The organism is Mesorhizobium sp. PL10 (genome assembly GCF_053714315.1).
In genome coordinates this window covers 136430-160070 of record NZ_JBSKBR010000015.1, presented here as the reverse complement: position 1 = coordinate 160070, position 23641 = coordinate 136430, and the positions used below count along the sequence as shown (strand labels likewise).

Genomic DNA, 23641 nt, shown 5'->3' with positions numbered 1-23641 from the left:
ACGGCGACCACATTACCGCCTCAGGCTGCCAAAAGCTCATCGCCGTGCATCAAGGCGGCTAAATAGCCACAGCGCCATCGTCGCCACAGATTTCGGACTTCATCCGTCCGGTATGCCGACTGCCAAGAGGTCTCTTCGAAGATCATTAAGGACTGTTGGATCGCGGTACGGATCTATCAAGATAGTGCTCACGTTCGCACCAGGCCTCGCTGTCAGACATTGTCTGGCGGCGTTGGCTGCGAGCAGCTTGTCGCCCATCCGCCAATGGCAGACCGCGACGAACGCGTATGCCCAAAATGCGTAGGCGTTGAGATTACGGTAGGACGTTATCGCTTCGGGATACCGTCCGAGCACCATAAGAATCTGTCCGCGCAGATCCCAGAACCAATCGTAGTTGAGCGGGTCACGGGCGATGCAGTCGTCCAGATCGGCCAAAGCTTCCTCATACTGGCCAAGATAGTTGCGGCACAAACCCCGTATCGCTCTCGACCGGGTCTCGTTCGGATTGAGGCTCACGGCCCGTTCGAGATGGGGCAGCGCCTCGTCAAGCTGCCCGATAAAGATCAGCGCGTGACCCAGCGACACATGGCTCCACGCCTGTTGCGGGCCAAGTCTGACAGCGCTGCGACCGTGGATGAGAGCAGACTTGAGCGTGTCGTCGTCCCCTTCAAGCAACCATTTGCTGGTGAGTACGATCGACATCATCGCATGAGCCATGGCGACATTCGGGTCGAGCTCAATCGCCCTGACGAGAAAAGGCATAGCGTCCAGCACAGTGTCATAGCGCGCCATGCGAACACGCGCCTGAAGATAGAGTTCATAGGCATCAAGCTGGGTCATGGGGAGACGCCGTATTTTCTCCACACCCGACGTCCGGACAGTGCCGGCGACGGTGATGGCCACACTCCTCGCGATTTCGTCCTGGAGTTCAAAGATATCCGTTAGTTCCCGATCAAATCGATCGGCCCATATTTGATTGCCGGACCTGGCCTCTATCAACCGCGCCGAGATCCTGACCCTGTTGCCCGCACGGCGGATACTCCCCTCAAGCAAATAGTCGGCGGATAACTGCTTTGCGACAGTCGGGGCGTCGATTGTCTTTTGTTTGAACGTGAAGGATGAATTGCGAGCTATGACGTAAAGGTCGCCAAAGCGGCCAAGCTCGGTGATGATGTCTTCTGTAATTCCGTCGCTGAAGTACTCCTGACCGGGATCGCCACTCATATTTTCGAACGAAAGAACAGCGATGACCGGCTTCTGGCCCGACAGACCGCTGGTTGTCGGTTTGGTCGACATCTCGTCGATGGTCCGGCGCAATTGCTGAAGTTCGTCAGCCGGCTCCGCGCCCAACTCACGCTTCAGCAGCATCTTGCACACCTCGTACTGCTTGATGGCCAAGGCTGTCTGGTTCATGGCAATGTGCGCCTGCATCAGCGCAACATGCGACGACTCCCGCAGCGGATCGAGAGCTATCAGCCGTTCGGCAATGGCGACGCGCTCGGCACCGGTCACCGAGGCTGCCAGCGACTGGAATACCTTGATTGCGCGGATGGACAGGTCGGCACGGGCCTCGCGCAGCCAGTTCTCGAAAGCGTTGTCGGCTGTGCTGAGGCCGTCAAGAAAGGGTCCAGCATAGAGGACGGCTGCCTGCCGCAGCTCGGCTACATCGTTGCTCGCGGATGCTGCGATGAATTCCGCTACGTCGATCGTGACGAATTTTGGATTGAGCGCGACGCGGTCTCCGATCAGGACCAGGGCGTCAGCTCCCAGTGCGGCAAAGTCCTTGCGAATAGCGGTCAGGGCCTGCCGCAGGCTGTTCCTTGCCTGCTCCTCACCTCGGTCGCCCCATAGAAAAGCAGCCAGCTTGTGACGCGTCACCTCCTGCTTCGGCGCTACCGCGAGGATGCCCACAAGTGCTCTGTTCTTCTTGGCAGGCACCTCGAGGATTTCCCCCTCCGGGGATGTCACGCGAAACCCACCCAGCAGATCGAGCCGCGCCAAGCTCATCGCGATTTACTCTGAATTTCTGCTTTTTTCACAATCTTCACGAGACTTTTCACAGCCGGCTCACGCCCCGATTTCGATGTTGCCTCCCTCGACTAAACAACATCCAAGGGGAACTCCAATGACCACCGTCAACGAGGATTTGGGAAACGCAAGCGAAGTCTTCTCCAACGACCTGCCGACGAGGCCGAAGCTTGGTCTAGGTCGATTTTTGTGCCGCGCAGCAGAAACATACGCGTCTGCCGTTCGGATGGCTTACGGGCCAGCAATCGGTTTCCGTGTAGAGGCGCCCATGCGCCGCTTCGACGAGGACGACCGTAAATGAGATCCCTCTCTCTAACGATCTTATCTCCTGCCCTACCGTGACGCTTCTCAAGTCCGGTTGCGAACAAAGCGGAAACGATGCTTGATGGGCGATGACCATCGCCATCAATGATTCGACCCTGCAGCCCGCCTATCTCGCGAAGCTCAATGCCGAGCAGCGGCTGGCCGTCGAGCATGGTGACGGCCAGGTCGCCGGGCCGCTGCTGGTGATTGCGGGTGCGGGCTCCGGCAAGACCAACACACTGGCCCACCGGGTTGCGCATCTGATCGTCAAGGGCGCCGATCCGAGACGCATCCTGCTCATGACGTTCTCGCGCCGCGCCGCCACAGAAATGGCCAGGCGGGTGGAACGCATTGCCGCCGAGGTGCTGGGCCGCGATGCGTCCGTCATCGCCGACGCGCTCGCCTGGGCGGGCACGTTTCATGGCATCGGCGCGAGGCTCTTGCGCGACTATGCGCTGACGATCGGCCTCGATCCGGCCTTTACCATCCACGACCGCGAGGATTCCGCCGACCTGATGAATCTTGCCCGGCATGAGCTCGGCTTTTCGAAGACCGAAAGCCGGTTTCCGACCAAGGGCACGTGCCTGGCGATCTATTCGCGCACTGTTAACGCGCAGGCGCCACTCGGCGAGGTGCTGGGCGCGGCCTTTCCCTGGTGCGCCGGCTGGGCGGAACAACTGAAGGCGCTGTTTGCCGGCTACGTCGAGGCCAAGCAGGCACAGAACGTGCTCGATTACGACGACCTCCTGCTCTACTGGGCGCAGATGGCCGCCGAGCCTGAAATCGCCGCGCATCTTTCCTCCCGTTTCGACCATGTGCTGGTCGACGAATACCAGGACACCAACAGGCTGCAGGCCTCGATCCTTTCGGCGCTGAAGCCGGACGGCGCCGGACTGACGGTGGTCGGCGACGACGCGCAGTCGATCTATTCGTTCCGCGCCGCCGAAGTGCGCAACATCCTCGATTTCCCCCAGCAATTCGCGCGCGCCGCCGATGTCATCATGCTGGAACGCAATTACCGCTCGACCGAGACCATTTTGGCCGCAGCCAATGCGGTGATTTCCGAGGCGTCGGAGCGCTTCACCAAGAACCTGTGGTCGGAGCGCAAATCCTCGCAAAAGCCGAAACTGGTCAGCGTGCGCGACGAGGCCGAACAGGCGAATTACGTCTGCCAGGCCATCCTTGCCGAGCGCGAGGCCGGAACGGTGCTGAAGTCGCAAGCGGTGCTGTTTCGCACCTCGCATCACAGCGGGCCGCTGGAGATCGAGCTGACGCGCCGCAACATCCCGTTCGTCAAGTTCGGCGGGCTGAAATTCCTCGACGCCGCCCATGTCAAGGATGTGCTGGCGGTGCTGCGCTTTGCCGAGAACCCCCGCGACCGCGTCGCCGGCTTTCGCGTGCTGCAGCTTCTGCCCGGCATCGGCCCTTCGGCGGCCGGCGCCGTCGTCGAGGCCATGGCGACGTCGCTCGACGAAGCGATGGGGCTGGCCCGCTACAGGCCGCCGCAACGCGCGGCGGAGGACTGGCCGGCTTTCGTTTCCCTGTTTTCCGGCCTGCGCGCCAGGCCAGGCAAATGGCCGGCAGATCTCGAACAGGTCAGGCTGTGGTACGAGCCGCATCTGGAACGCATGCACGAAGACGCCACGACGCGGCGAGCTGACATCATGCAGCTCGAGCAGATCGCCTCGGGCTACGCCTCGCGCGAGCGCTTCCTGACCGAACTGACGCTGGATCCGCCGGATGCGACCAGCGACCAGGCCGGGCCGCCGCATCGCGACGAGGACTATCTGATCCTGTCGACCATCCATTCGGCCAAGGGCCAGGAGTGGAAGAATGTCATCGTGCTCAACACCGTCGATGGCTGCATCCCGGCCGATCTCGGGGTCGGCACCAAGGAAGATATCGAGGAAGAACGCCGGCTGCTTTACGTCGCGATGACGCGCGCCAAGGACGGCCTGCACCTGGTGACGCCGCAGCGCTTTTATCCGCACAACCAGCCGGCGCGCGGCGACCGCAACGTTTATGCCTCGCGCAGCCGCTTCATCCCGGCCTCGATCCTCGGCGCCTTCGAGCAGACCTCGTGGGCGAGCATCCACGTAAAGGACGATCCTCGCCACAGACCTGAAGTCCGGGTCGACCTCGGCGCCCGCATGCGCGGCATGTGGAAATAGCCGCCGGTGGCCGGCGCCACCCAGGGAACGGCGTCGAAAGCAAAATTCGCTGTCATGGAACCTCGGGCCGCCAGCCGCGTTTCTCGGCGTCCCACCCGCGATCGGAGAGCGGCGACCGTCGCTCTTTCGCCCATCCAGAGAGGCCAGAATGCACCACGCAATGTTCTTCACCCCGGTTGCCGTCACCGTTGGCGCCGGCCACAAACGCATGCTCGCTTCGCTGTTCGAAATGCACGATTTCCTGACCGAATTTCCGCCGTCGCGCCGGCGCCTGAGCTATGGCGCCGCGGTAAAGGCCTGCGAGGCGGCACGCGCCGGCGAAATCTCGACTGAAGCCGCGCGCGATGCCTTGATCACCTTTGCGGTCACGGCGGGCATCCTCTGGCCCGCGGTCCAGCCGATCATCTCGGTCAAGCCGGTCGCGCGCGGCTATGGCGGCTACGCCGCCTGAGCGTGGCTGGACCAAGCCTGACCAGCGAAAAGATCAATCGGACTTGCCGGCCGTCGTCGGGGAGGCTTCGGCCAGGCTCGCCGGCTGCGCGAGCCGTTCGGTGCTGCCGACAAACGGATAGGCAAGCTGCTGATGATAGAGCGGCGGGACCGGGTCACCGGTGCCGTATTTCTGCGGCATCCTGTCGGGCATGAACAAGGTCCCTCCCAGCATGTCGAGCAAAGGCAGTTGCCCAGCGAAATTCTTGTCCCAGGCTTCACGCTCATTGGCATGATGCCAGTGATGAAACTGCGGTGACGCCAGAAGCCATTTCAACGGTCCGACCCTGATGCGCGTGTTCGAATGGACGAACAGCGACTGCCACTGATAGACCAGTGTGAAGATCAGTATGGCGGTGGTCGAGAAGCCCAACGCGAAGACCGGCAGGAACGAGGCCGATTTGGTCAGGATCTGGTCGACAGGATGGACGCGGTGCGCGGCCAGCCAATCCATCTCCTCGATGCTGTGGTGGATCGAATGGAAGCGCCACAGGAACGGGATGGCGTGAAAGGCGCGATGCGCCAGGTAGAAGCCGGTATCGGCCAGCACGAGAACCTCGATCGCCTGCAGCCAGACCGGTTGCGACTGCACCGCCTGCGCAAGTCCGGCCGGAACAAACCGGTGGAGCACCAGCATCGCTGTGCCGATCACGGCGAGCAGGCCGATCTTGATGATGATGCCGTTGAACAAGAGGTAGACGACGTCGTTCAACCAATGCCGGCGCGCCGGCGATTGCTCGGCATGCAGCGGCAACAGCCTCTCCAGCGGAATGAAGATGAGCGCGATGACCAGCACCGCCTTGAGGTCTACGAGATCGGACACCCCTGCCCTCGTTGTAGCCGAAGATTGGTTCGCAGAGATTAATGGCCAAGGGATGAACGGATAGTTGACGGTGGCTTGCCGCTACCGATCACCCAATTTTTCGAAAATCGAGATTCGATCCGTATAGCGATTTTTCTTGCTCCATTTCTTTAATATCGCATCGAATACGGAGTTGATCTCAGAGGCGATAGTTTTAAGAGCAACCAAAAAACAAATATATTTGTCGATGATCGCAACCAGAAATTGTACACCATCTTCGATTTTAGCTTATCTAAAACTCTCATTCCAAGTATGTTGATTCATGATGTACATAACTCTCCAATACGTATTGTGTGATCAAGCTTTGGGAGTTAACGTGCCTTTGTGAATCGGGGAGGCGGCCAAGCGACCTGTGCGCTGGACACGCTATTAAGCGCAAATCCATAAGTATATCAGCGTAGGCATGGGTGGGACCTTGCAGAATACACAAGGAATATTGACGTCTCGACTGGGCAACTTTTGGAATAGAAACAATCTTGGCTCTCTGGTCACGGTAGTCCGCCGGCTCGGCTTTCAACAGCTTTTTGCTCTTCGAAAACAACCTGCCCTGGACATATCCAACTCACTGCCTTCCGCGGTGCCTCCCGAAGCACCGTCCGCAGTACCGCCTCCCGAAGCGCCGCTTGCCGGAAAATTTGTCCATATGATCGACAATCTCTGGTGCGATACATATGGCGTGTTCGTGAAAGGCTGGGCTCATGCTTGGGAACTCCCCATCACTGCGATGCGGTTGAGGAGCGGGGATTTTCAGGTAGAGGTTTTGGACTTCCACGACCGATCCGATCTGGCGCCCTTCTTCCCATCGCTAAACTCAATGAATTGCGGCTTCTCCGCCTATCTGGCCTGCAGTCCGTTCCGGCCGGTGGTTTTGGAAATCGAGACGCTTGATGGCTCAGCGGAATTCGAAATCTCCGCACTTTCGGCCAATCATCCTGTCAATACTGCCCTTCCCGAGCCGGAGCTCGCGCACCAGCGTTTTGTCGAAGAGATGAAGAGGACCGGCGGTGTCGTTGTGGAAATCGGGGCGCGTGTCGTGGGACCGTCGTCTTCGCTACAGGCACGCCGGTTCGAGCCCGAGTGCACATTCATCGGTGTCGACATTCATGAAGCGCCGGGCGTCGACGTTGTGGCGGACGCACATTTCCTGAGCGAACATTTCGAACCCGGTTCAGTAGACGGAATATTCTCTTATGCGGTGATGGAGCATCTTAGTTGTCCGTGGCTGCTGGCGGCGCAGATAAACAAGGTGCTGAAGGTAGGAGGCTTGACCCTGCACTCGGTGCCGCAAGCCTTTCCAATCCATGAAATGCCCAATGATTTCTGGCGGATTTCGAGCGAAGGCTTGAAAATCCTGTTCGCGCCCGAGATGGGCTTCGAGATCCTCGAAGTCGGAATGACGACGCCGGTGAAAATGTATGTGCACCCGACCTTCCGGAAAGGTCCCATGCTCGAATTTGCGCTCCATGATGGCATGGCGGCGTCCTATGTCCTGGCGCGCAAGACTTTCGATCTTCCGGATGGTGCGGTTTCCTGGCCCCTCCAGCGCAGCAAATCCATGGAACACAGCAAAGCCTATCCGAAGCACTGAGCACAACGATGCCAGAGAAGAAATTCATAAACTTCGACTGCCCGCCGGCCCCGGCGGAATTCGTTTGTCCAGCGTGCGGTGGCGCCAATGCCAAGGCGAAAGTTCTTAGCGCCGGAACGATGTCGCTTTACCGATGCGATCAATGTGCGTCGCTGATTTATCACCCATTTCCGTCAATCGACTATACGGAACACACTAACCCGCTGGGTATCCGCAACTACGTCGAAATGAACGCCTCGATCGACACTGTCGCGCGGAACATCCTGAGGGTTGTTCCAGAAGGTCGCGCCGGCCGGATCGTCGATATCGGCTGCGGTTTCGGCTTTGCCCTGGATGCCGTGCGCACCATTGCCGGCTGGGAGGCCAAGGGCTTCGAGCCTTCCCAGTATGGTCGCGCGGGGCGAGATCAACTCGGCCTCGATATCCTCCGCGATTTTGCGCCGCTAAACGCCAATCCCCAATATCTGTATGATGTGGTGCATTGCTCGGAGGTGATCGAGCACATTCACGATGCGGCCGGCTTTCTGACAATCCTGACGTCGTATTTGGCCGAGGACGGCATAATCGTCCTGACCACGCCCAACCCCGAGCGGATCAATCCTGCCACCGAACGAAGCACCCTTTTGGCGCTGCTGTCTCCTGGAGCTCACACGATCCTCTTCAGCGCTGAAGCGCTGATACGGCTGTTCGATGAAGCGGGATTGCCATTCGTGTCCGTCGACAAAAGCTCAGACAGCACCTTGTTCTATGCATCGCGCAAACCGATCAAATTCCAACCCGCCGAAAATTGGGAGAGTAAAGTTCTAGCGTATCTCGAGAATGCGCTTGCCCGCGCCATCCCTGGTTCCTCGTTGGCAATCGGCTTGCGCTATCGCCTTTTTCGTGGAGCCATCGACCACGGCAGGTACGAACTGGCCGAAGAGAACTTCGCCTCAATTCTTGCGGATGCCCGGCCCAAACTGGATGACATAAATACCTTGGCCGAGTTTGCCGACCGGTGGCCGCTTTGCATAGCGGCTTCGACCTACTATCGCGGAATGCTGCTGCTCATCCACAAGGGCGACTATCTGAACGCGGCCGAGCATCTCCATGCGGCACATCTGCTGTGCCGGAAGAAGCTCTCAATCGAATCCTCGGTAGCGGGCGTCGAAGCCGATTTGATCTGGCGGGCGAAGTACCACGAAGCGCTTTCGCTAAAATATGCAGGCCAGAACCGTCGAGCCCTCTCGGTTCTTGACGCATTGGAGAATAAGGATCTCATGGTGGAAGTACCGTCGAACCTTGTTCCGGACGTTATAAACCTTCGATCCTCACTCAAAAATTTACTTCCTCAATATGAAAGACTCAATGCTTGATGTATTTTGAACCACGGACCGGAATGAAGGTTTAATTTGATGGAACGATCGATAGTTGCCTGCATACCGCTCTATAATGGCCGGGATTTCATTGGAGCGTCACTGAAAAGTGTTCTCGAGCAGACCCGTCCGCCAGACGAGGTGATCATTGTCGACGATGGCTCCACCGACGATGGTGCCGAAGTCGCACGTGACATAGCCAAGGGCGACAATCGGGTTTGTATCCTGACAAAACAGAACGGCGGCCAATCGTCGGCCCGCAACATGGGCGTCCGCAACTCCAGGAGCGACCTGATCGCTTTTCTTGATCAAGACGACTGGTGGTACCCAAAACATCTGGAGACTCTGGAAGCTGCGGCAAGGCCTGAACCTCAGATAGGTCCATTCGGATGGGTCTACAGTGACCTCGACGAATACGATCGGGATGGAAATCTCGTGGTTCGGCAGATGCTCAAGCGACTTGGTTCAGAACATCCGAAACGGACCATCTACAACTGTTTGTCCCAGAACATGTACGTTCTCCCATCTGCCTCCCTGATCTCTCGCGAAGCATTCGAGGCGGTAGGTGGATTTGACGAGCGGCTTTCCGGTTACGAGGACGACGATCTTTTCCTGCGCCTGTTCAGGGCGGGCTACACCAACAGGTTTCTGAGAGAGGCCTTGTCGGCGTGGCGCATTCATGGTGAGTCCGCGTCATACAGCGCAAGAATGGCAAGGTCGGCTCTAATCTACGCAGACAAGCTTCTGGAGACATTTCCAGACGACGTTTCCTTGCGACGCTACTACGCCAGAGACTTGATAACGCCGCGTTTCTTTCGAAGTGCGGCTGGCACCTACCGGATTGCAGGTCGGTGCGGAAGCTCGGAACTGATGACGCCAGCACTTGCGCTGATCGACAGGATCACGCCTACAATGAGGATCAGGCGATGGCTGATCATGCGCGCGATACGGCCTTTCCTCGGCAGTCATTTGGTTGCGAAACTGGTATCTTTGGAATTCACACGTGGCTTTGTAAGCCGGGTCCTCGCAATTTAGGGTGTCACGCAATTAGTTTGTCCGACTATGCAAGTCTGTTTCAGCGCATTCTTTGCGCGATGGCCAGGAGGTAGATAGTTCCTCCCCGCTCCGGTGTTCCTGTAGCACCGCGCACGCAGACAGGCACGCCGCTCAGTGGAGCGTCGTATCCCCTGCCAGCAGGCCGCGCGGCCCGGTTGTCTCGAAACTGACCTGGTCGCGCCCGTTCGACTTGGCCTTGTAGAGGTGCCGGTCGGCTGTCAGGAACATGTCGGCATAGGTGGTGGGTCCGCTGAAGGCGACGCCGCCGATGCTCACCGAGAGCGGACAAGGCCGGCCGTCTGGGGCGAACTCGACCTCACGGATTCTGCGCCTGATCCCTTCTGCGACCAGCCACGACTGCGACGGGTCGGCGCCAGGCAGGAAGATGGCGAATTCCTCGCCGCCGATGCGCCCGACGATATCGGCGCCGCGCAGCTGAGCCTTGATCGTCGCGGCAATCAGCTTGAGCGCCTGATCGCCGCAATCATGGCCGAGACGGTCGTTGATGGTCTTGAAATGATCGGCGTCGACGATCAGCAGCGCGCCGGCATCGACGACGGCCTGGCTGCGGGCCTGTTCGAGATAGGCTTCGACCAGCATCGAAAACGCGCCGCGGTTGAACACCGCCGTCAGGCTGTCGGTCGCCGCGACGATGGCCAAGTTCTTCTGGGCAATTGCCAGCTGGCGCATCTTGTACATCAGGAAAGAGAAGAACGATCCACCCAGCACGAGCGGCAGCAAAAGGTCGGTGAGTTGCGCCCAGCGCAGCGCTTCAGGCGACAGCGACGGAAAATTGTAGGAATCGACAAAGAAGGCAGCCGCGATACAGATCGCTGTGCCGACAACTGTAACCGCTATGACCCTGCCCCAGCTCGTGGGCGACAGATCGATCCGCATTCCATTCTCCCACCGTGTCCGCCATTTTGCAGTGGGAACACAAATGAAACCCTAAAACCTTGCCTTCAATTGTAATGTGGTTAACAGCCCGTAGAAAGCACGGCCGGTCGCCGTGAAGATGCCGGCGGTCACAAAAAGCCCGCCACTTGCGTAGCGGGCTTTCCGACTGGCCGGAGGCTTCTCGTCAGCACATGTCCCTCGGGGCATGCGGTAGGAGAGTGCCGTAAAGCCTCACGGCTGGTTTCGACACTCCCGCGAAACCCGTCTCAGCGACGGGAGATCAGCAGGCAGAGCTGCCGTAGATCGCTGTCGTAGGTGCCCTCGCTGCTGAGCACATCGACGCAGCGCTTCTTCATGCGTGCGATCTGGCTGCTCGACATGTCGGCGACGACGCCGGGGATACCCCGAGTGCCGGAGGTCCCCGGAGTGCCAGGCGTTCCAACGCCGACTCCGACATTGACGCCGTTGTTGGTACCAATCGATACGTTGGCAGTGGTGCCGTTTGTGCCGATGGATGCCGTGGCACCGCCACCGCCAATGGTGGCGTTCGCACCTGCGCCACCAGCGCCGCCGATCGAAGCGTTGGCACTGGTGCTGTTACCACCAAACGACACACTTCCGTTGGCCCCGTTGGCGCCGCCCACATTCGCGCTGGCTCCGCTATTGCCAACGGAAGCGCTGCCGATGCCACCAATGCCAACATTTTGGGCGTTTGCGGGAATGGCAAAAATAACGATAATCACGCCGCCTGCAAGTGTTCTGGCGAGTTTCTTTATAATACTAGTCATAACACTCTCCTTTGTGACACTTCTATTTATTGCACTGCAACAATCCGGTATCGATCCCGCGTTTTTGTTTGTGCGACTTAAATACGCGCCAGGAGTTTTCAAAGTTTCTTAATTTTTTCCAACTTGTTTCATCGTAGTTTGCAACTGTTGTACTGCTGTTCTAAAAAGAAATATGATTCTTCTTAAAGATTTAAATTTTATCGAATCGGCCAACAAAAGATCCACGCTAAAACCGGTGTTGCGAACTTCTCTTCCCCACAAGCGGCTACGAGCGACCCGGAATCGTCAATGACGGAAGCTCCAGCGTGGCGCGAAAACGGGCACTATGGGGATGTCGTCACCGGCCACGCCGCTTGCGGAGCGGCCATAAAGCGCAAGCCGTTTTCTCGGGCGCGCGCAAGGCACACCCGTCGCCAAGCCGGCGACTGCCGCGAGCACCTGTCGTCAGGCGTAGGCGCGGCCTTCGTCGGTGCGCTGAAAAAACGCCAGGTCGAGCGGCACCGAAGGCCGCCCGAGAATGGTCAGAATGGCGTGCGCCTGACCGCGGTGATGGGTCTGGTGGTTGAAGACGTGGCCCAGTGCCGGCGCCAGCCGCTGCGAGACGGTGCGCATGTCGGAAACGGTCATGTAGGAGAAGCGGCCGGACAGGGCCTTTTCGCTCAAGGTCCCGACCCAGTCGACGATCCGCCTGTCCTCGGCCTCGCGCGCCAACTTCAGGCCAGGCAACGCGCGGTGCAGGATGGCGTCAAGCTTTGCCGGTGCATCGCCCTCGCCGGTGAAGCGTTTCATCCAGATGCGGTCGGCGGCAAGCAGATGGTTGAGGGTGCCCATCATCGAGCCGAAAAACGCGCCGACGTCGCGGTTGAACTCTTCTTCGTCAAGTTCGGCGACGGCACCGTAGATGCGGCCATTGGCCCATTGATTGTAGGCCGCAAACATCATGAAATGCTGTTTCATCTTTTCTTCCCGCCGACGAGTTCCGCTTCAACCGCAGGCGCCTAATTAGACCGCGAGGACGCAGCCGCCAATGACCATTCTGTTCTATGAACTCGTCGGGCGCGACACGACCCGTCCGTTCAGCCCCCATTGCTGGAAGACTGCCATGGCGCTTGCGCATAAAGGGCTGGACAGATCCAGCCTGCCGACGCGCTTCCTCGACGTACCCAGGGTCGAAGGCGGCATCTCGAAGACCGTGCCGGGGATCCGCGACGGCGATCGTGTGGTGGCCGATTCCTTCGCCATCGCGCTTTACCTGGACGAGACCTATCCCGAGCGGCCGACGCTGTTTGCCGGCGACGGTGGCAAGGCGATGGCGCGTTTCATCGAGCGCTGGTCGCAGCTCACCATCCATCTTTATGTCACCACGGCTGCGCTGCTCGACATCCACGCCATGCAGGACGACGAGAACGCCGCCTATTTCCGCGCCAGCCGCGAGCAGCGTTTCGGCAAGCCGCTGGAAGCGGTGACGGCCGGCCGCGATGCCGGGCTCGCAGGTTTCCATGCCGCGCTGGAACCGCTGCGTTCGATGCTCGGCTATCAGCCGTTTGTCGGCGGCGCCTCGCCGCTCTTTGCCGACTATATCGTCTTTGGCGCGCTGCAATGGGCACGCATCACCTCGCCCTACCGCTTGCTCGACGACAGCGACATCGTTGCGCAATGGTTCGAACGCTGCCTCGACCTTCATGGCAGCCTCGGCCGCACGGTGGAGGCGGCAGCCGCCTAGCGATCAGGGAATAGGCAGTAGGCAATAAGGTCTCCGCGCTGTATGCCTACTGCCTATTCCCAACAAAAGCCTCCCAATCGCCATGCCACCACCCCCCGATTTCACCGACGATTTTCGCGCCGGGCTTGTCACGCTGCTGCGCTGGCGCAGGGATGTGCGGCGCTTCGAGCGGACGGCTTTGCCCGAAGGGACGCTCGAGCGGCTGCTGGAGCTTGCCAGCATCGCTCCGTCCGTCGGGCTCAGCCAGCCGTGGCGCTTCGTGGTGGTCGAGAGCGCCGAACGGCGCGCAGCCGTGAAAGACTCTTTCGAGCGCTGCAATGCCGAGGCGCTGTCCTGCTTTTCGGGCGAGCGCGCAGCGCTCTATGCCCGACTGAAGCTTGCCGGCCTCAATGAAGCACCCTGCCAGTTCGCGGTTTTCGCCGACCGCACGACGGAACAGGGCCACGGGCTCGGCCGCATGACCATGCCGGCGACCATCGACTACTCGGCCGTCATGGCGGTGCATACGCTGTGGCTGGCGGCGCGGGCGGAGGGCATCGGCATGGGCTGGGTGTCGATCCTCGATGCGGCCGAGATGGCCGCAATCCTCGACACGCCGCCCGAATGGACGCTGATCGGCTATTTCTGCCTCGGCTATCCCAGCGGGGAGCATGATGTGCCGACGCTGGAACGTGAGGGCTGGGAGCAGCGGCGGCCGCCGGTGGTGATCAGGCGGTAATGGCGGTCACTTCGCTTCATCCCCAGGGATGAGCTTGACACAGATCGGGTCGCCCTTCGCAATCGGGGTACATTGCCATTCCGGACCGAAGCCGAAGTTCGTGTTCTTGCCGAGCACGAGCAGCATCGCAGCGACCAGGCCGCCGAAGACGGCAAGCATCAGCAAGATTGCCTTGATATCTCCAGGCCTGCGATCGTGCCAGCTCATTTTCCGCCAACCGACCTCCTTCGGAGATAGTACCTCAACCCGGAGAGCCGTCCAACGTCTCGCCGCGACCGAACAGCGCTGCCAAGCGCATCGTTGGCGCCTCCCCTTGGCAATGGACCGGGCGGCTTGTATAGAGCCCGCCACTCCCAATTTCACTCTTCATCACCCAATTCCTCTCTTCATCACAAGGACGACCAATGGCGATCGAACGCACCTTTTCCATGATCAAGCCGGACGCGACGCGGCGCAACCTCACCGGTGCCATCACCAGGATGCTGGAAGAGGCCGGCCTGCGCGTCATCGCATCGCGCCGTGTATGGATGAGCCGCCGCGAGGCCGAAGGCTTTTACGCCGTCCACAAGGATCGCCCGTTCTTCGGCGAACTGGTGGAGTTCATGTCGTCGGCACCGACCATCGTGCAGGTGCTGGAAGGCGAAAACGCCATCGCCCGGAACCGCGAAGTGATGGGCGCCACCAACCCGGCCAACGCCGCCGAAGGCACCATCCGCAAGGTGCATGCGCTGTCGATCGGCGAAAATTCGGTGCACGGCTCCGATGCGCCGGAAACCGCCGCCGAAGAGATCAAGTACTGGTTCTCCGACACCGAGATCGTCGGCTGAGCCGACGCGAACGGAATTCATGCAAAAGGCCGGCGTTTCGTCGGCCTTTTTCTTTGGCGTCGGACCTCGCTGCACTCCCCCCGAAGATCGGCCTCAGCTAAGGTCGGTCCAGGCACCACCGGATCCGACCCGACCATGGCCAGCACCATCCCCGGTTTCTTCCAGGGCACCGAGATGCCGTCGAGCGGCTGGTGGGAGGCGCTGTGGCCTGATCCCGCCGGCGTGCTTGCTGCGACCGGGCTGAAGCCAGGCATGGAGGTGATCGACCTGTGCTGCGGCGACGGCTGGTTCACGCTGCCGATCGCCACCGTCGCCCGCCATGTCATCGCCATCGACATCGATGCCGACCAGTTGGAGGCCGCGCAACGCCGGCTGACCGGCGCCGGCGCGACCAATTGCGAATTCGTCGCCGGCGACGCCTACGAGCTCGCGAGCCTGGTCTCTCGGCCCATCGATTTCGTCTTCATGGCCAACGCCTTCCACGGGGTGCCGGACCGGCCGCGGCTGGCACGTGCGGTGCGCGAAGCGCTCGCCCCCGGCGGACATTTTGCCATCGTCAACTGGCACCAGCAGCCGCGCGAGACGACGACAGTGCTGGGCGAGCCGCGCGGCCCGCGAACCGAACTCAGGCTGTCGCCGAAACAAACCATCGCGGATGCCGAAGCCGGCGGCCTGAAGCTTGTCAAACTGGTCGAGGTGCCGCCCTATCACTATGGGGCGATGTTCGGCCCGGCGAAGCCGGTCTGAGCCTCAACGAATGAGCGGCGTGTCCCAGAGGTCGCCGAGCAGCGTTTTCAACTCGGTGAAACGCTTCTCGCCCAGCTCCTCGGCCCATTCCCGCTCGACGTCCAGCAGGATGTCGGCCATCTTCTGGTAGGCGGCGCGCCCACGGTCGGTGAAGTGGACGATGGTCCCGCCGCTCTGCCCGCCCCGGCACACAGCCACGATTACTATGAAGAGACGATGTACGGGATCGAAGGCGTGCTGATGCTGACCGTCGACGGACAACGGCACGATATCGGACCCGGCCAAGCACTGTGCATTCCGCGCGGCGCGGTCCACCGCTTCGACAACGACACCGCCGAGACCGCCAAGGTGCTGTGCGTGGTGACGCCGGTGGCCATCGGGCCGGACTATTTTCGCGATGCCTTCGCCGTCTTCAGTGCCGGCGGCCCGCCCGACCGCACCAGGCTGATGGACCTGATGCGCCGGTTCGGCCTGACGCCGGTACCGCCACCACCGCAGGTCTGATGCTGCCCAGGGCGGTCAACCCGCGGCGCGGAATGTCAGACAAACGAGAATTCCCGCCGCTACTCGCGGCGGGTTGACGTCATTTCGCCTGGCGCTCTTTCACATTCGCATGATCATTCGCCGCTTCCGTGTCGGTGGCCGGCGTCCTGGTGTCCTCACCGGCAAACGGACTGCCCTGCCCCGGCGCGAGGTCGCCACCATGGCCGGCCTTGTTGATCGTGAACGCATGGCTGTCGGGGCTGAGACCATGGTCAAGCGCGTTGACGAGATGATCATCCGCCCAGGCAAGGCCGTTAAGTGCCATCAGCGATATGCCCGTGGCGGCAAGGATGAACATATGCATTTTCATCTTCTGGACTCCCTGTTGGGCCGGAACCGGCCGCAGCCGTCTGGCCGCTTCGACGAAGGGACATTCGCCAGAGCATGAAGGAACCATCCCGATTGCATCGGGGTGGGGTCAAGCGCCGGGAAATCCCTGTGCCACCCGCCCTCTGTAAAGGAAACGCTTGCCGCGCCCTGATTATTCCGAGGACGGCGAGATTGTGTGGCGACTGGAGACCATGGCAGCGCAGGACCGTTCCGTAGCAAGCCTTCGTGCCTTTGTCGCGGTCCTAGCTGGCGGCGTTGAAACGCAGGATGTCGCGGCCGTCCTTGTCGGCGATGGTGAGCTTGCCGGCGTCGATCTTGTAGGACGCCGCCTTGGTCAGGGCGTCGAACAGCGCCTGTTCCTCAGCCATCACCTTAGGCGCACAGGCCATGCGGGTCGAACCGATGTCGCCAATGGCGATCGCCTGGCCATCAACGCTGACGGTGGCGAAATAGGTGTTGCACGGGCCTTTGCCGCCGGCCTTGCCGGCCTCGCTCACCCTGAATGTTGCTTTCGGTTGAGGGATCACACCGATGCCGTCGATATATTCGACCAGCCAGCTCTGTTCGAACAGGGAGGCCGAGGTCGGCTTGTCGCTCGGCGCTACCATCTTCAGCACGATAGTCTGTGGCGCGTCGCTCAGCGGATCGACCTGATAGCGTGTGTCGGTGATGAACAGCAGCTTGTCGTCGGCGGTAATGCGCGCCTGTAGCGCGTAGCTCATGTTGGCCCGGATCACCGTTGGGTCGAAGCTGATCTCGAACTTGATCGGCACCTGGCCGGCCGGCGCCACCTTGCGTTCCCCGACAATGGCGGCCGGCGCATCGGCCAGCGACACATCGGCCAGCTGAACCGACAGCACAGCGTTGGGCGGCAACGCGATGCGCTCACGATACATCACTTCGCCCTTCAGGGTTCTCTCGGCGGCAACAGACATTTCGGGAACGGCCAGCATGCCGACGACCAGCGGCACGAAACCGAAGACGAAGAATTCGGCGATCCTGTCCAACATGCCCTTGCTCCCTTTTGCCGAAGGCGATTTGGCCAAGGGATTGCGGTCGTTACATGGCTACGCAGAGATTATTCAGACCGCGCCTTCCAGCGTGCCGCAGCCTGGTCATCGGCGTCCTTAGCCTCAACCCAGCCGCCGTCGGTGCCGTCCGCGCGGTGTTCCTTCTTCCAGAAGGGGGCGCGCGATTTCAGGAAATCCATCAGGAAATTCGCCGCTTCGAACGCCGCTTGCCGGTGCGCGGACGCCGCCACCACCAGCACGATGTTTTCGCCCGGTGTTATTTTGCCGTGGCGATGGATTACGGTCAGCCCTTGCAGCGGCCAGCGCTGAACCGCCTCGGCGGCGATACGGGCGATTTCGGCCTCGGCCATGCCAGGGTAGTGTTCGAGCTCAAGTGCCGACAATCGGCCGTGCTCGTCGCGGCACAGGCCCTGGAAAGACACCACGGCGCCGATGTCCGCGCGACCCTCGGTCAGTTTCGCGATCTCGGCGGCAACGTCGAAATCCTCGCGCTGGATGCGCACCATTGGCGCGATCGCCATGGTGTCAGCCCCCGGTCATCGGCGGAAACAGCGCGATCTCGCGCGCGCCGGCTATCTTTTCCCGATGCTCGACATGTTCCTGGTTGATGGCGACGCGGATCACGTCGGGATATTGCAGCGCGTGCTCATACTCCTCGCCGCGCGATTTCAGCCAGCGCAAAAGGTCGGCCACCGTCTCAATGCCGACGGGCAGATCGACGTCCTCTTCCGGCTTGCCGATCCGTTCGCGCACCCAGGCGAAATAGATGAGCCGCATCTCACTCGTCCATGATGTGCTTGAGGCCGGCGCGGAAATAGTCGTAGCCGGTGTAAAGCGTGACCAGTGCGGCGATCCACAGCAGCACCAGCCCGGTCTGCGTGGTGAGCGGGAAGATCTTGTCGCCGGCAGGTCCGGCAAGCAGGAAGGCGATGGCGACCATCTGGATGGCGGTCTTCCATTTGGCCAGCTGCGTCACCGGTACCGAAACCTTCAGCGCCGCCAGATATTCGCGCAGGCCCGAAACCAGGATCTCGCGGCACAGGATGATGATTGCCGCCCACAGCGACCAGCCGGCAATGCCGGCGTGGCGATCGGTGTCTGCGGCGAGCAGCAGCAGGCAGGTGGCGACCAGCAATTTGTCGGCTATCGGATCGAGCATCTTGCCGATGTTGGAAGTCTGCTGCCAGGCGCGCGCCAGATAGCCGTCGAGATAATCGGTGATCGAGGCCAGCAGAAAGATGATCAGCGCCGACCAGCGGGCGAAGTCGCTCGATTTCAGATGCCCTTCGAGAAAAAAGCACAGCACCACCAGCGGCACCGCGATGATGCGGGCGTAGGTGAGCATGTTGGGCAGGTTGAACGCGCGCTTGGCCATATCTCAGGGACTCTTTCTGCCTGCGTACTCAAATCAGAAGCGGATGTAGGGGGTCAACAGCCGAGATTCGATTGGCCAGACGAAAATAGCGCGCGATTACCGTGATTCGAGCGGGCCACCCTTGGAACGGAAACAGAAGCCGCCATTCGAGATCGAGCCGAGCATGCCCAACGCCACTCAGCTCTCATGGAAATGATTGTAAACCAGTTTCGCCACCTGCTCGGAAATACCGTCGACCTTGACCAGATCCTCGACTGCGGCGCGGCTGACTGCCTTGGCGGTGCCGAATGCCAGCAAGAGGGCGCGCTTGCGGCCGGGGCCGATGCCGGCGATCTCGTCGAGCGGGCTCTTGACCAGCTCCTTCTTGCGCCGCGCGCGGTGCGAACCGATGGCGAAACGGTGCACCTCATCGCGCAGCCGCTGGACAAAGTAGAGCACGGGATCGCGGACCGGCAGCGAAAACGAGTCCCTGCCCCTGACGAAGAAACGCTCACGGCCGGCATCGCGGTCCTGCCCCTTGGCAATGCCGATCGCCACGACACGCTCCTCGATGCCGAGATCGGCGAGGATCTTGCGCACCGCACTCATCTGGCCCTGGCCGCCGTCGATCAGGATGACGTCGGGCCAGGCCGGGAAGCTGCCGGAAATGTCGTCCTCGACGTCGTCGGCCGCCTCGCCTGCCGCCGCATCGTCGGCCACTGCGACATCGCCATGCTCCTTCAGCAGCCGCGAAAACCGCCGCTCCATCACCTCGCGCATCATGCCGAAATCGTCGCCGGGCGTGATGTCGGTCGAGCGGATGTTGAATTTCCGGTACTGGTTCTTCACGAACCCTTCCGGGCCGGCGACCACCATGGCGCCGACTGCGTTGGTGCCCATAATGTGCGAATTGTCGTAGACCTCGATGCGCACGGGCGGCTTCGGCAAGCCGAAGGTCTCGGCAAAACCGGCAAGCAGCCGGCCTTGCGTCGAGGTTTCAGCCAGCCGCCGGCCGAGCGCCTCGCGGGCATTTTGCAGCGCGTTGTCGGTCAGATCCTTCTTTTCGCCGCGCTGCGGCACCGAGATCGACACTTTGCGGCCGGCGCGGGTGGACAGCGCCTCGGCCAGCAGGTCCTGATCCTGGACGCCCCGCGACAGGAGAATGTTCCGTGGCGTCGGCTTGTCGTCATAGAATTGCGCCAGGAACGAGCCCAGCACCTCCGACCCTTCCAGCGCCGGATCGGCCTTGGGGAAATAGGCGCGGTTACCCCAGTTCTGGCCGGTGCGGAAGAAGAACACCTGGATGCAGACCTGGCCGCCCTCCTGGTGGATGGCGAAGACATCGGCCTCGTCGACCGTGGCCGGATTGATGCCCTGGTGGCTCTGCACATGCGACAGTGCGGCCAGCCGGTCGCGATAGATGGCGGCGCGCTCGAAATCCAGCTCCTGTGACGCCTGCTGCATGGCATCAGAGATTTCGGTCTTCACCTTCTGGCTGCGGCCGGACAGGAAATCCTTCGCCTCGGTGACCAGCTCGGCATAGTCACCATGCGAGATCTCGCCGGTGCAGGGACCGGCGCAGCGCTTGATCTGGTAGAGCAGGCACGGCCGGGTGCGGTTTTCGTAGAAGGAGTTGGTGCAGCTCCTGAGCAGGAAGGCGCGCTGCAGCGAATTGATGGTGCGCCCGACCGCACCGGCGGAGGCAAACGGGCCGAAATAGTCGCCCTTGCGTGAGCGCGCACCGCGATGCTTGTAGATGCCGGGCGAGACGTGATCGCCGGTCAACAGGATATAGGGGAACGATTTGTCGTCCCGCATCAACACATTGAATCGCGGCCGCAAGCGCTTGATAAGATTGGCCTCAAGTAGCAGCGCTTCGATCTCGGTGCGGGTGACGACGAACTCCATCGTCGAGGTCTCGCGCACCATGCGGCCGATGCGGGCGGTGTGGAATCTCCCTTGTGCGTAGTTGGTCACCCGCTTCTTCAGGCTGCGTGCCTTGCCGACATAAAGCACGTCGCCGGCGGCGTTCATCATGCGGTAGACGCCCGGCGCATTGGGCAGCCGCTTGACCAGCGTCTGGATGACCTCGGCGCCGACCATGCCGTCGGCGTCGCCGGCATGCGGCGCCCAGTCGATGGCGGTGAAGGCGACATCGGGGCCTGCTGCCTCCGGCTCGACGATCTCCTCGGCCGCCTCATCCTCGAGGTCGATGTCGGGCGGCATATCGTCTGCGGCGCCGGCGCGCGTCTTGTGTTTCTGGTCTGCGGGACTCATTCCACCATGCCTGTCACATCCGGCGTCTGCCATGCAAGATGCTGGCCGCCGTCGAGCGCGATCATCTGGCCGGTCACCGAGCGCGCATCCCAGAGATAGCGGATGGTGGCGCCGAATTCGGCCAGTTGCGGGCCACGCTTCAGGATCAGGCCATCGACCTGCTTTTGGAAATCATGATCTTCCTGGCTCGCATTCTTCAGCGTCGGGCCTGGGCCAATGGCGTTGACGCGGATGCGCGGACCGAGTGCCTGCGCCAGCATCTGCGTCTGCGTCCACAAGGCCGACTTCGACAGCGCGTAGGAGAAATAGCGCGGCGTCGGCCGCCAGACGCGTTGGTCGATGACGTTGACGATCAGCCCCTCCTGGCCTTGCGGCAGGGCACGGGCGAAGTTCTGCGCCAACAGCGCCGGCGTCTTCACATGGATGGCGAAGTGGCGGTCCCACGCCGCCCAATCGAAATCCTCGACGCTGTCGTCGACGAACAGCGACGCGTTGTTGACCAGTAGCGTGATCGGGCCGAGCGCTGCCTCGGCGCGGCCGACGAGATCGCCAACGGCGTCCATGTCAGTCAGGTCGGCGGCGAGGGCTGCGGCGCGGCCGCCCTCGCCCCTGATGCGCGCGGCCAGCGCGTCGGCATCGGCGCCTGAGCCGTTGGCATGGATGGCAACGGCAAAACCGTGCGCGGCCAGATCGTCGACGATCGCCTTGCCGATCCGCTTTGCCCCGCCCGTCACCAGCGCCGTTCCGGCGGCTTCGATCATCTGTCAATCCTCAATCTGCGCCTCAATTCCGCTAGCCGGCACATTGTGACGCGTCCAGGTGTTAAATGCCGTTTCCACCTGGGGCAGGAATGTGGCGAAACGGCTTTTTCGGCACCTGACCCCGCCCCGGACTCGGGTCGGCAGGTCCGCAATATAGGACGCTGGACTCCTTGCACCAAGCCGAGTGCAGTGCAGCATCGTAAGCGTGCTGACATTTCGCTGTTGCGAAGATGCAACGTCAAGCTTCGGCCTCATTCGCGCCGGGGAATGACCCAGTTTCAGGTTCGCTGCCGCCGCATTTTGACACGACATTCGGAACCGTTGAGTGCCAGATCCGTTTCATCCCCCGGACGGGTTGATGGCGTTCAAGACAAACAAGCCTACGTGTCTTGTGGCTTAAGGAGTAAACAACAATGCAAGCCAATCTCAAATTCGCGCCGCTCGCGGTCGCGCTCGGGCTTTTCGCCCTCAGCGGTACCGCTTTTGCTGCCGATGTCGTCTCGGAAGAGCCCCCGGCACCGGCGCCGATCGCCGAACTCCCCGTCGCTTCCTGGGCCGGCCCCTATGCCGGTATCAGCGCAGGTTACGGTTTCAGCGGTCATGCCAAAGTCCATGACGGCGGCCCCGACATCAAGACCAAGGGCTTCGTCGGCGGCGTCTTCGGCGGCTACCAGTGGCAGCAGGAGAACTTCGTGTACGGTGCTGAAGCCGATCTCGGCTACAACGGCGTCAAGGGTGACAGCGGCGGCGTCAATTCCAAGGGCGGCTTCGAAGGCTCGTTGCGCGCTCGTCTGGGCTACGCTGTGACCCCGGAAATCCTGCTCTACGGCACCGGCGGTGGCGCCCTGAAGAACCAGAAGGTCTCGGTCCCCGGCGCCAGCGACGACAACACGATGCTCGGCTGGACGGCCGGTGTCGGCACCGACATCAAGATCACCGACAATGTGTTCGGCCGTGTCGAGTATCGCTACACCGACTTCGGTTCGAAGAGCTTCGACAGCGTCGGCACCAAGGTCAAGGAGAGCGACAACCGCGTCACCTTCGGCGTCGGTATGAAGTTCTAACTGTCGTTCAAGCCACGACACAAGAAAGCCGGGCCTCGCGCCCGGCTTTTTTTGTTCTTGCCCTCAAGCCGGCACGGCCCCCTTCAGCTCCGGGAACTTCTCGTCGAAGCGCGCTACCCAGCGGGTCAGCCGGCCGCGGCCCTTTTCCCATTTGCCGGCGAAGCGCAGCGAGAGATAGCCAAGGCAGGCGCGCAGCGCCAGCTGGCCAAGCGTGATCTTCTTCGGAAGTTTCGGCGGATTGGCATTGAGGAGGTCGAGTGCGGCGGTGATCTTGGTCCACTGGCGATCGAGCCAGGGCTGATAGACCATCTCCTCGGGCCGCGTGCGCCGCTCATAGACCATCGACAGCGCGCAGTCGCAAATGCCGTCGGCAAGCGCCTCCAGCACTTCGGCCTCGAGGCGCTTGTCGGAATTGCGCGGCAACAACATATTCTTGGACGCGCGGTTGAGATGCTGGGTGATGGCACGACTGTCGTGGATCGAGCGGCCATCGTCGAGCACCAGAACCGGGATCTTGCCGAGCGGATTGGCCGCTAGCAGTTCGGCGGGCTTGTCCTCGGTCTTGACCGGCACCAGCTCGACGGCGATGCCGGCATAGAGTGCTGCCATGCGCACCTTGGAGCTGTAGGGAGATGAGGACGCGTAGAGCAGCTTCGGCATGATCGGTTCCTGTTTCGCAGACAGTGAGTTTCTACCGATCGACGCCTGCAGGCAAATGCCAGCAGAAGA

At 61.3% G+C, this 23641-nt stretch carries 27 protein-coding genes; 12 read left to right on the top strand and 15 right to left on the bottom strand.

Translation table 11 applies throughout. From position 1 onward, the window contains the following. Window positions 1–99 precede the first annotated feature (99 nt). The gene (locus ACWGTO_RS23400; protein WP_454577164.1) at window positions 100–2007 is read right to left on the bottom strand and encodes a BTAD domain-containing putative transcriptional regulator; all 1908 of its coding nucleotides are present in this window, start codon (window positions 2005–2007) and stop codon (window positions 100–102) included. 118 nt (window positions 2008–2125) lie between these two features. On the opposite strand from ACWGTO_RS23400, the gene ACWGTO_RS23395 reads away from it, so the two are divergent. The 3 genes from ACWGTO_RS23395 (at window position 2126) to ACWGTO_RS23385 (ending at window position 4953) form a co-directional block, all read left to right on the top strand. Then, on the top strand, window positions 2126–2329 hold the full coding sequence (locus tag ACWGTO_RS23395) for a hypothetical protein (protein WP_454577163.1): 204 nt from the start codon (window positions 2126–2128) through the stop codon (window positions 2327–2329). 91 nt (window positions 2330–2420) lie between these two features. Continuing rightward, on the top strand, window positions 2421–4502 hold the full coding sequence (locus tag ACWGTO_RS23390) for an ATP-dependent helicase (protein ID WP_454577162.1): 2082 nt from the start codon (window positions 2421–2423) through the stop codon (window positions 4500–4502). A 148-nt stretch (window positions 4503–4650) separates the two neighbouring features. After that, on the top strand, window positions 4651–4953 hold the full coding sequence (locus ACWGTO_RS23385) for a DUF982 domain-containing protein (protein ID WP_454577161.1): 303 nt from the start codon (window positions 4651–4653) through the stop codon (window positions 4951–4953). A 33-nt stretch (window positions 4954–4986) separates the two neighbouring features. Here the strand turns inward: ACWGTO_RS23385 and ACWGTO_RS23380 are convergent, their stop codons facing one another. Continuing rightward, window positions 4987–5814: a sterol desaturase family protein gene (locus ACWGTO_RS23380; protein WP_454577160.1), complete on the bottom strand. Its 828-nt coding sequence runs from the start codon at window positions 5812–5814 to the stop codon at window positions 4987–4989. Window positions 5815–6496: 682 nt separating this feature from the next. On the opposite strand from ACWGTO_RS23380, the gene ACWGTO_RS23375 reads away from it, so the two are divergent. The 3 genes from ACWGTO_RS23375 to ACWGTO_RS23365 are packed head-to-tail and all read left to right on the top strand — an operon-like array spanning window position 6497 to window position 9831. Next, window positions 6497–7441, top strand: coding sequence for a methyltransferase domain-containing protein (locus tag ACWGTO_RS23375; RefSeq protein WP_454577159.1), 945 nt, complete (start codon window positions 6497–6499; stop codon window positions 7439–7441). Window positions 7442–7449: 8 nt separating this feature from the next. Continuing rightward, window positions 7450–8796, top strand: a complete 1347-nt coding sequence (locus ACWGTO_RS23370; RefSeq protein WP_454577158.1) for a class I SAM-dependent methyltransferase — start codon at window positions 7450–7452, stop codon at window positions 8794–8796. Between the two features lie 39 nt (window positions 8797–8835). After that, the gene (locus ACWGTO_RS23365; protein ID WP_454577157.1) at window positions 8836–9831 is read left to right on the top strand and encodes a glycosyltransferase family 2 protein; all 996 of its coding nucleotides are present in this window, start codon (window positions 8836–8838) and stop codon (window positions 9829–9831) included. A 132-nt stretch (window positions 9832–9963) separates the two neighbouring features. Here the strand turns inward: ACWGTO_RS23365 and ACWGTO_RS23360 are convergent, their stop codons facing one another. From ACWGTO_RS23360 to ACWGTO_RS23350, 3 genes are all read right to left on the bottom strand, one after another. Next, window positions 9964–10749: a GGDEF domain-containing protein gene (locus ACWGTO_RS23360; protein ID WP_454577156.1), complete on the bottom strand. Its 786-nt coding sequence runs from the start codon at window positions 10747–10749 to the stop codon at window positions 9964–9966. Between the two features lie 266 nt (window positions 10750–11015). Beyond that, window positions 11016–11537 carry a hypothetical protein gene (locus tag ACWGTO_RS23355; protein ID WP_454577155.1) on the bottom strand — a complete coding sequence of 174 codons (522 nt, stop codon included), beginning with the start codon at window positions 11535–11537 and terminating at the stop codon, window positions 11016–11018. Window positions 11538–11981: 444 nt separating this feature from the next. After that, a complete protein-coding gene (locus ACWGTO_RS23350) occupies window positions 11982–12494 on the bottom strand; it encodes a DinB family protein (protein WP_454577154.1) in 513 nt (170 codons plus the stop codon). 70 nt (window positions 12495–12564) lie between these two features. Here ACWGTO_RS23350 and ACWGTO_RS23345 point away from each other — a divergent pair, with 70 nt between their 5' ends. After that, complete coding sequence (locus ACWGTO_RS23345) at window positions 12565–13260, top strand: glutathione S-transferase family protein (RefSeq protein ID WP_454577153.1); 696 nt, start codon at window positions 12565–12567, stop codon at window positions 13258–13260. An 82-nt stretch (window positions 13261–13342) separates the two neighbouring features. After that, window positions 13343–13978 (top strand): 5,6-dimethylbenzimidazole synthase, encoded by a 636-nt coding sequence (bluB, locus tag ACWGTO_RS23340; protein WP_454577152.1) that lies wholly within the window; start codon window positions 13343–13345, stop codon window positions 13976–13978. 6 nt (window positions 13979–13984) lie between these two features. Here the strand turns inward: bluB and ACWGTO_RS23335 are convergent, their stop codons facing one another. Continuing rightward, window positions 13985–14185, bottom strand: a complete 201-nt coding sequence (locus ACWGTO_RS23335; protein WP_454577151.1) for a hypothetical protein — start codon at window positions 14183–14185, stop codon at window positions 13985–13987. 197 nt (window positions 14186–14382) lie between these two features. Between ACWGTO_RS23335 and ndk the strand changes: the two genes are divergently transcribed. Then, window positions 14383–14805, top strand: coding sequence for a nucleoside-diphosphate kinase (gene ndk / locus ACWGTO_RS23330; RefSeq protein ID WP_142867808.1), 423 nt, complete (start codon window positions 14383–14385; stop codon window positions 14803–14805). 135 nt (window positions 14806–14940) lie between these two features. Beyond that, a complete protein-coding gene (locus ACWGTO_RS23325; RefSeq protein WP_454577150.1) occupies window positions 14941–15552 on the top strand; it encodes a class I SAM-dependent methyltransferase in 612 nt (203 codons plus the stop codon). Between the two features lie 3 nt (window positions 15553–15555). Here the strand turns inward: ACWGTO_RS23325 and ACWGTO_RS23320 are convergent, their stop codons facing one another. Then, window positions 15556–15750, bottom strand: coding sequence for a hypothetical protein (locus ACWGTO_RS23320; protein WP_454577149.1), 195 nt, complete (start codon window positions 15748–15750; stop codon window positions 15556–15558). Between the two features lie 18 nt (window positions 15751–15768). Between ACWGTO_RS23320 and ACWGTO_RS23315 the strand changes: the two genes are divergently transcribed. Further along, entirely contained in the window at window positions 15769–16056 is a 288-nt protein-coding gene (locus ACWGTO_RS23315; RefSeq protein WP_454577148.1) for a cupin domain-containing protein, read from the top strand. A 79-nt stretch (window positions 16057–16135) separates the two neighbouring features. On the opposite strand, the gene ACWGTO_RS23310 is transcribed toward ACWGTO_RS23315, so the two are convergent. From ACWGTO_RS23310 to ACWGTO_RS23280, 7 genes are all read right to left on the bottom strand, one after another. Beyond that, on the bottom strand, window positions 16136–16405 hold the full coding sequence (locus ACWGTO_RS23310) for a hypothetical protein (protein WP_454577147.1): 270 nt from the start codon (window positions 16403–16405) through the stop codon (window positions 16136–16138). 262 nt (window positions 16406–16667) lie between these two features. After that, a complete protein-coding gene (locus tag ACWGTO_RS23305; protein WP_454577146.1) occupies window positions 16668–17435 on the bottom strand; it encodes a YbaY family lipoprotein in 768 nt (255 codons plus the stop codon). Window positions 17436–17503: 68 nt separating this feature from the next. Continuing rightward, window positions 17504–17977 (bottom strand): molybdenum cofactor biosynthesis protein MoaE, encoded by a 474-nt coding sequence (locus tag ACWGTO_RS23300; protein WP_454577145.1) that lies wholly within the window; start codon window positions 17975–17977, stop codon window positions 17504–17506. Window positions 17978–17981: 4 nt separating this feature from the next. Continuing rightward, window positions 17982–18233 (bottom strand): molybdopterin converting factor subunit 1, encoded by a 252-nt coding sequence (gene moaD, locus ACWGTO_RS23295; RefSeq protein ID WP_454577144.1) that lies wholly within the window; start codon window positions 18231–18233, stop codon window positions 17982–17984. A 1-nt stretch (window position 18234) separates the two neighbouring features. Further along, the gene (pgsA, locus tag ACWGTO_RS23290; protein WP_091577231.1) at window positions 18235–18831 is read right to left on the bottom strand and encodes a CDP-diacylglycerol--glycerol-3-phosphate 3-phosphatidyltransferase; all 597 of its coding nucleotides are present in this window, start codon (window positions 18829–18831) and stop codon (window positions 18235–18237) included. A gap of 177 nt (window positions 18832–19008) precedes the next feature. Next, the gene (gene uvrC / locus ACWGTO_RS23285) at window positions 19009–21087 is read right to left on the bottom strand and encodes an excinuclease ABC subunit UvrC (protein WP_454577143.1); all 2079 of its coding nucleotides are present in this window, start codon (window positions 21085–21087) and stop codon (window positions 19009–19011) included. Further along, window positions 21084–21848, bottom strand: coding sequence for an SDR family oxidoreductase (locus ACWGTO_RS23280; protein WP_454577142.1), 765 nt, complete (start codon window positions 21846–21848; stop codon window positions 21084–21086). The genes uvrC and ACWGTO_RS23280 overlap by 4 nt, the downstream gene beginning before the upstream one ends. Before the next feature lie 413 nt (window positions 21849–22261). Here ACWGTO_RS23280 and ACWGTO_RS23275 point away from each other — a divergent pair, with 413 nt between their 5' ends. After that, window positions 22262–22912: an outer membrane protein gene (locus ACWGTO_RS23275; protein WP_454577141.1), complete on the top strand. Its 651-nt coding sequence runs from the start codon at window positions 22262–22264 to the stop codon at window positions 22910–22912. Between the two features lie 63 nt (window positions 22913–22975). On the opposite strand, the gene ACWGTO_RS23270 is transcribed toward ACWGTO_RS23275, so the two are convergent. Continuing rightward, complete coding sequence (locus tag ACWGTO_RS23270) at window positions 22976–23572, bottom strand: glutathione S-transferase family protein (protein ID WP_454577140.1); 597 nt, start codon at window positions 23570–23572, stop codon at window positions 22976–22978. Window positions 23573–23641 lie beyond the last annotated feature (69 nt).

Excerpts from the sequence above, each read along its gene's own strand:
- ACWGTO_RS23400 (WP_454577164.1), bottom strand. The coding sequence starts at position 2,007 with ATGAGCTTGGCGCGGCTCGATCTGCTGGGTGGGTTTCGCGTGACATCC.
- ACWGTO_RS23395 (WP_454577163.1), top strand. The coding sequence starts at position 2,126 with ATGACCACCGTCAACGAGGATTTGGGAAACGCAAGCGAAGTCTTCTCC.
- ACWGTO_RS23390 (WP_454577162.1), top strand. The coding sequence starts at position 2,421 with ATGACCATCGCCATCAATGATTCGACCCTGCAGCCCGCCTATCTCGCG.
- ACWGTO_RS23385 (WP_454577161.1), top strand. The coding sequence starts at position 4,651 with ATGCACCACGCAATGTTCTTCACCCCGGTTGCCGTCACCGTTGGCGCC.
- ACWGTO_RS23375 (WP_454577159.1), top strand. The coding sequence starts at position 6,497 with ATGATCGACAATCTCTGGTGCGATACATATGGCGTGTTCGTGAAAGGC.
- ACWGTO_RS23370 (WP_454577158.1), top strand. The coding sequence starts at position 7,450 with ATGCCAGAGAAGAAATTCATAAACTTCGACTGCCCGCCGGCCCCGGCG.
- ACWGTO_RS23365 (WP_454577157.1), top strand. The coding sequence starts at position 8,836 with ATGGAACGATCGATAGTTGCCTGCATACCGCTCTATAATGGCCGGGAT.
- ACWGTO_RS23360 (WP_454577156.1), bottom strand. The coding sequence starts at position 10,749 with ATGCGGATCGATCTGTCGCCCACGAGCTGGGGCAGGGTCATAGCGGTT.
- ACWGTO_RS23355 (WP_454577155.1), bottom strand. The coding sequence starts at position 11,537 with ATGACTAGTATTATAAAGAAACTCGCCAGAACACTTGCAGGCGGCGTG.
- ACWGTO_RS23350 (WP_454577154.1), bottom strand. The coding sequence starts at position 12,494 with ATGAAACAGCATTTCATGATGTTTGCGGCCTACAATCAATGGGCCAAT.
- ACWGTO_RS23345 (WP_454577153.1), top strand. The coding sequence starts at position 12,565 with ATGACCATTCTGTTCTATGAACTCGTCGGGCGCGACACGACCCGTCCG.
- bluB (WP_454577152.1), top strand. The coding sequence starts at position 13,343 with ATGCCACCACCCCCCGATTTCACCGACGATTTTCGCGCCGGGCTTGTC.
- ACWGTO_RS23335 (WP_454577151.1), bottom strand. The coding sequence starts at position 14,185 with ATGAGCTGGCACGATCGCAGGCCTGGAGATATCAAGGCAATCTTGCTG.
- ndk (WP_142867808.1), top strand. The coding sequence starts at position 14,383 with ATGGCGATCGAACGCACCTTTTCCATGATCAAGCCGGACGCGACGCGG.
- ACWGTO_RS23325 (WP_454577150.1), top strand. The coding sequence starts at position 14,941 with ATGGCCAGCACCATCCCCGGTTTCTTCCAGGGCACCGAGATGCCGTCG.
- ACWGTO_RS23315 (WP_454577148.1), top strand. The coding sequence starts at position 15,769 with ATGTACGGGATCGAAGGCGTGCTGATGCTGACCGTCGACGGACAACGG.
- ACWGTO_RS23310 (WP_454577147.1), bottom strand. The coding sequence starts at position 16,405 with ATGAAAATGCATATGTTCATCCTTGCCGCCACGGGCATATCGCTGATG.
- ACWGTO_RS23305 (WP_454577146.1), bottom strand. The coding sequence starts at position 17,435 with ATGTTGGACAGGATCGCCGAATTCTTCGTCTTCGGTTTCGTGCCGCTG.
- ACWGTO_RS23300 (WP_454577145.1), bottom strand. The coding sequence starts at position 17,977 with ATGGCGATCGCGCCAATGGTGCGCATCCAGCGCGAGGATTTCGACGTT.
- moaD (WP_454577144.1), bottom strand. The coding sequence starts at position 18,233 with ATGCGGCTCATCTATTTCGCCTGGGTGCGCGAACGGATCGGCAAGCCG.
- pgsA (WP_091577231.1), bottom strand. The coding sequence starts at position 18,831 with ATGGCCAAGCGCGCGTTCAACCTGCCCAACATGCTCACCTACGCCCGC.
- uvrC (WP_454577143.1), bottom strand. The coding sequence starts at position 21,087 with ATGAGTCCCGCAGACCAGAAACACAAGACGCGCGCCGGCGCCGCAGAC.
- ACWGTO_RS23280 (WP_454577142.1), bottom strand. The coding sequence starts at position 21,848 with ATGATCGAAGCCGCCGGAACGGCGCTGGTGACGGGCGGGGCAAAGCGG.
- ACWGTO_RS23275 (WP_454577141.1), top strand. The coding sequence starts at position 22,262 with ATGCAAGCCAATCTCAAATTCGCGCCGCTCGCGGTCGCGCTCGGGCTT.
- ACWGTO_RS23270 (WP_454577140.1), bottom strand. The coding sequence starts at position 23,572 with ATGCCGAAGCTGCTCTACGCGTCCTCATCTCCCTACAGCTCCAAGGTG.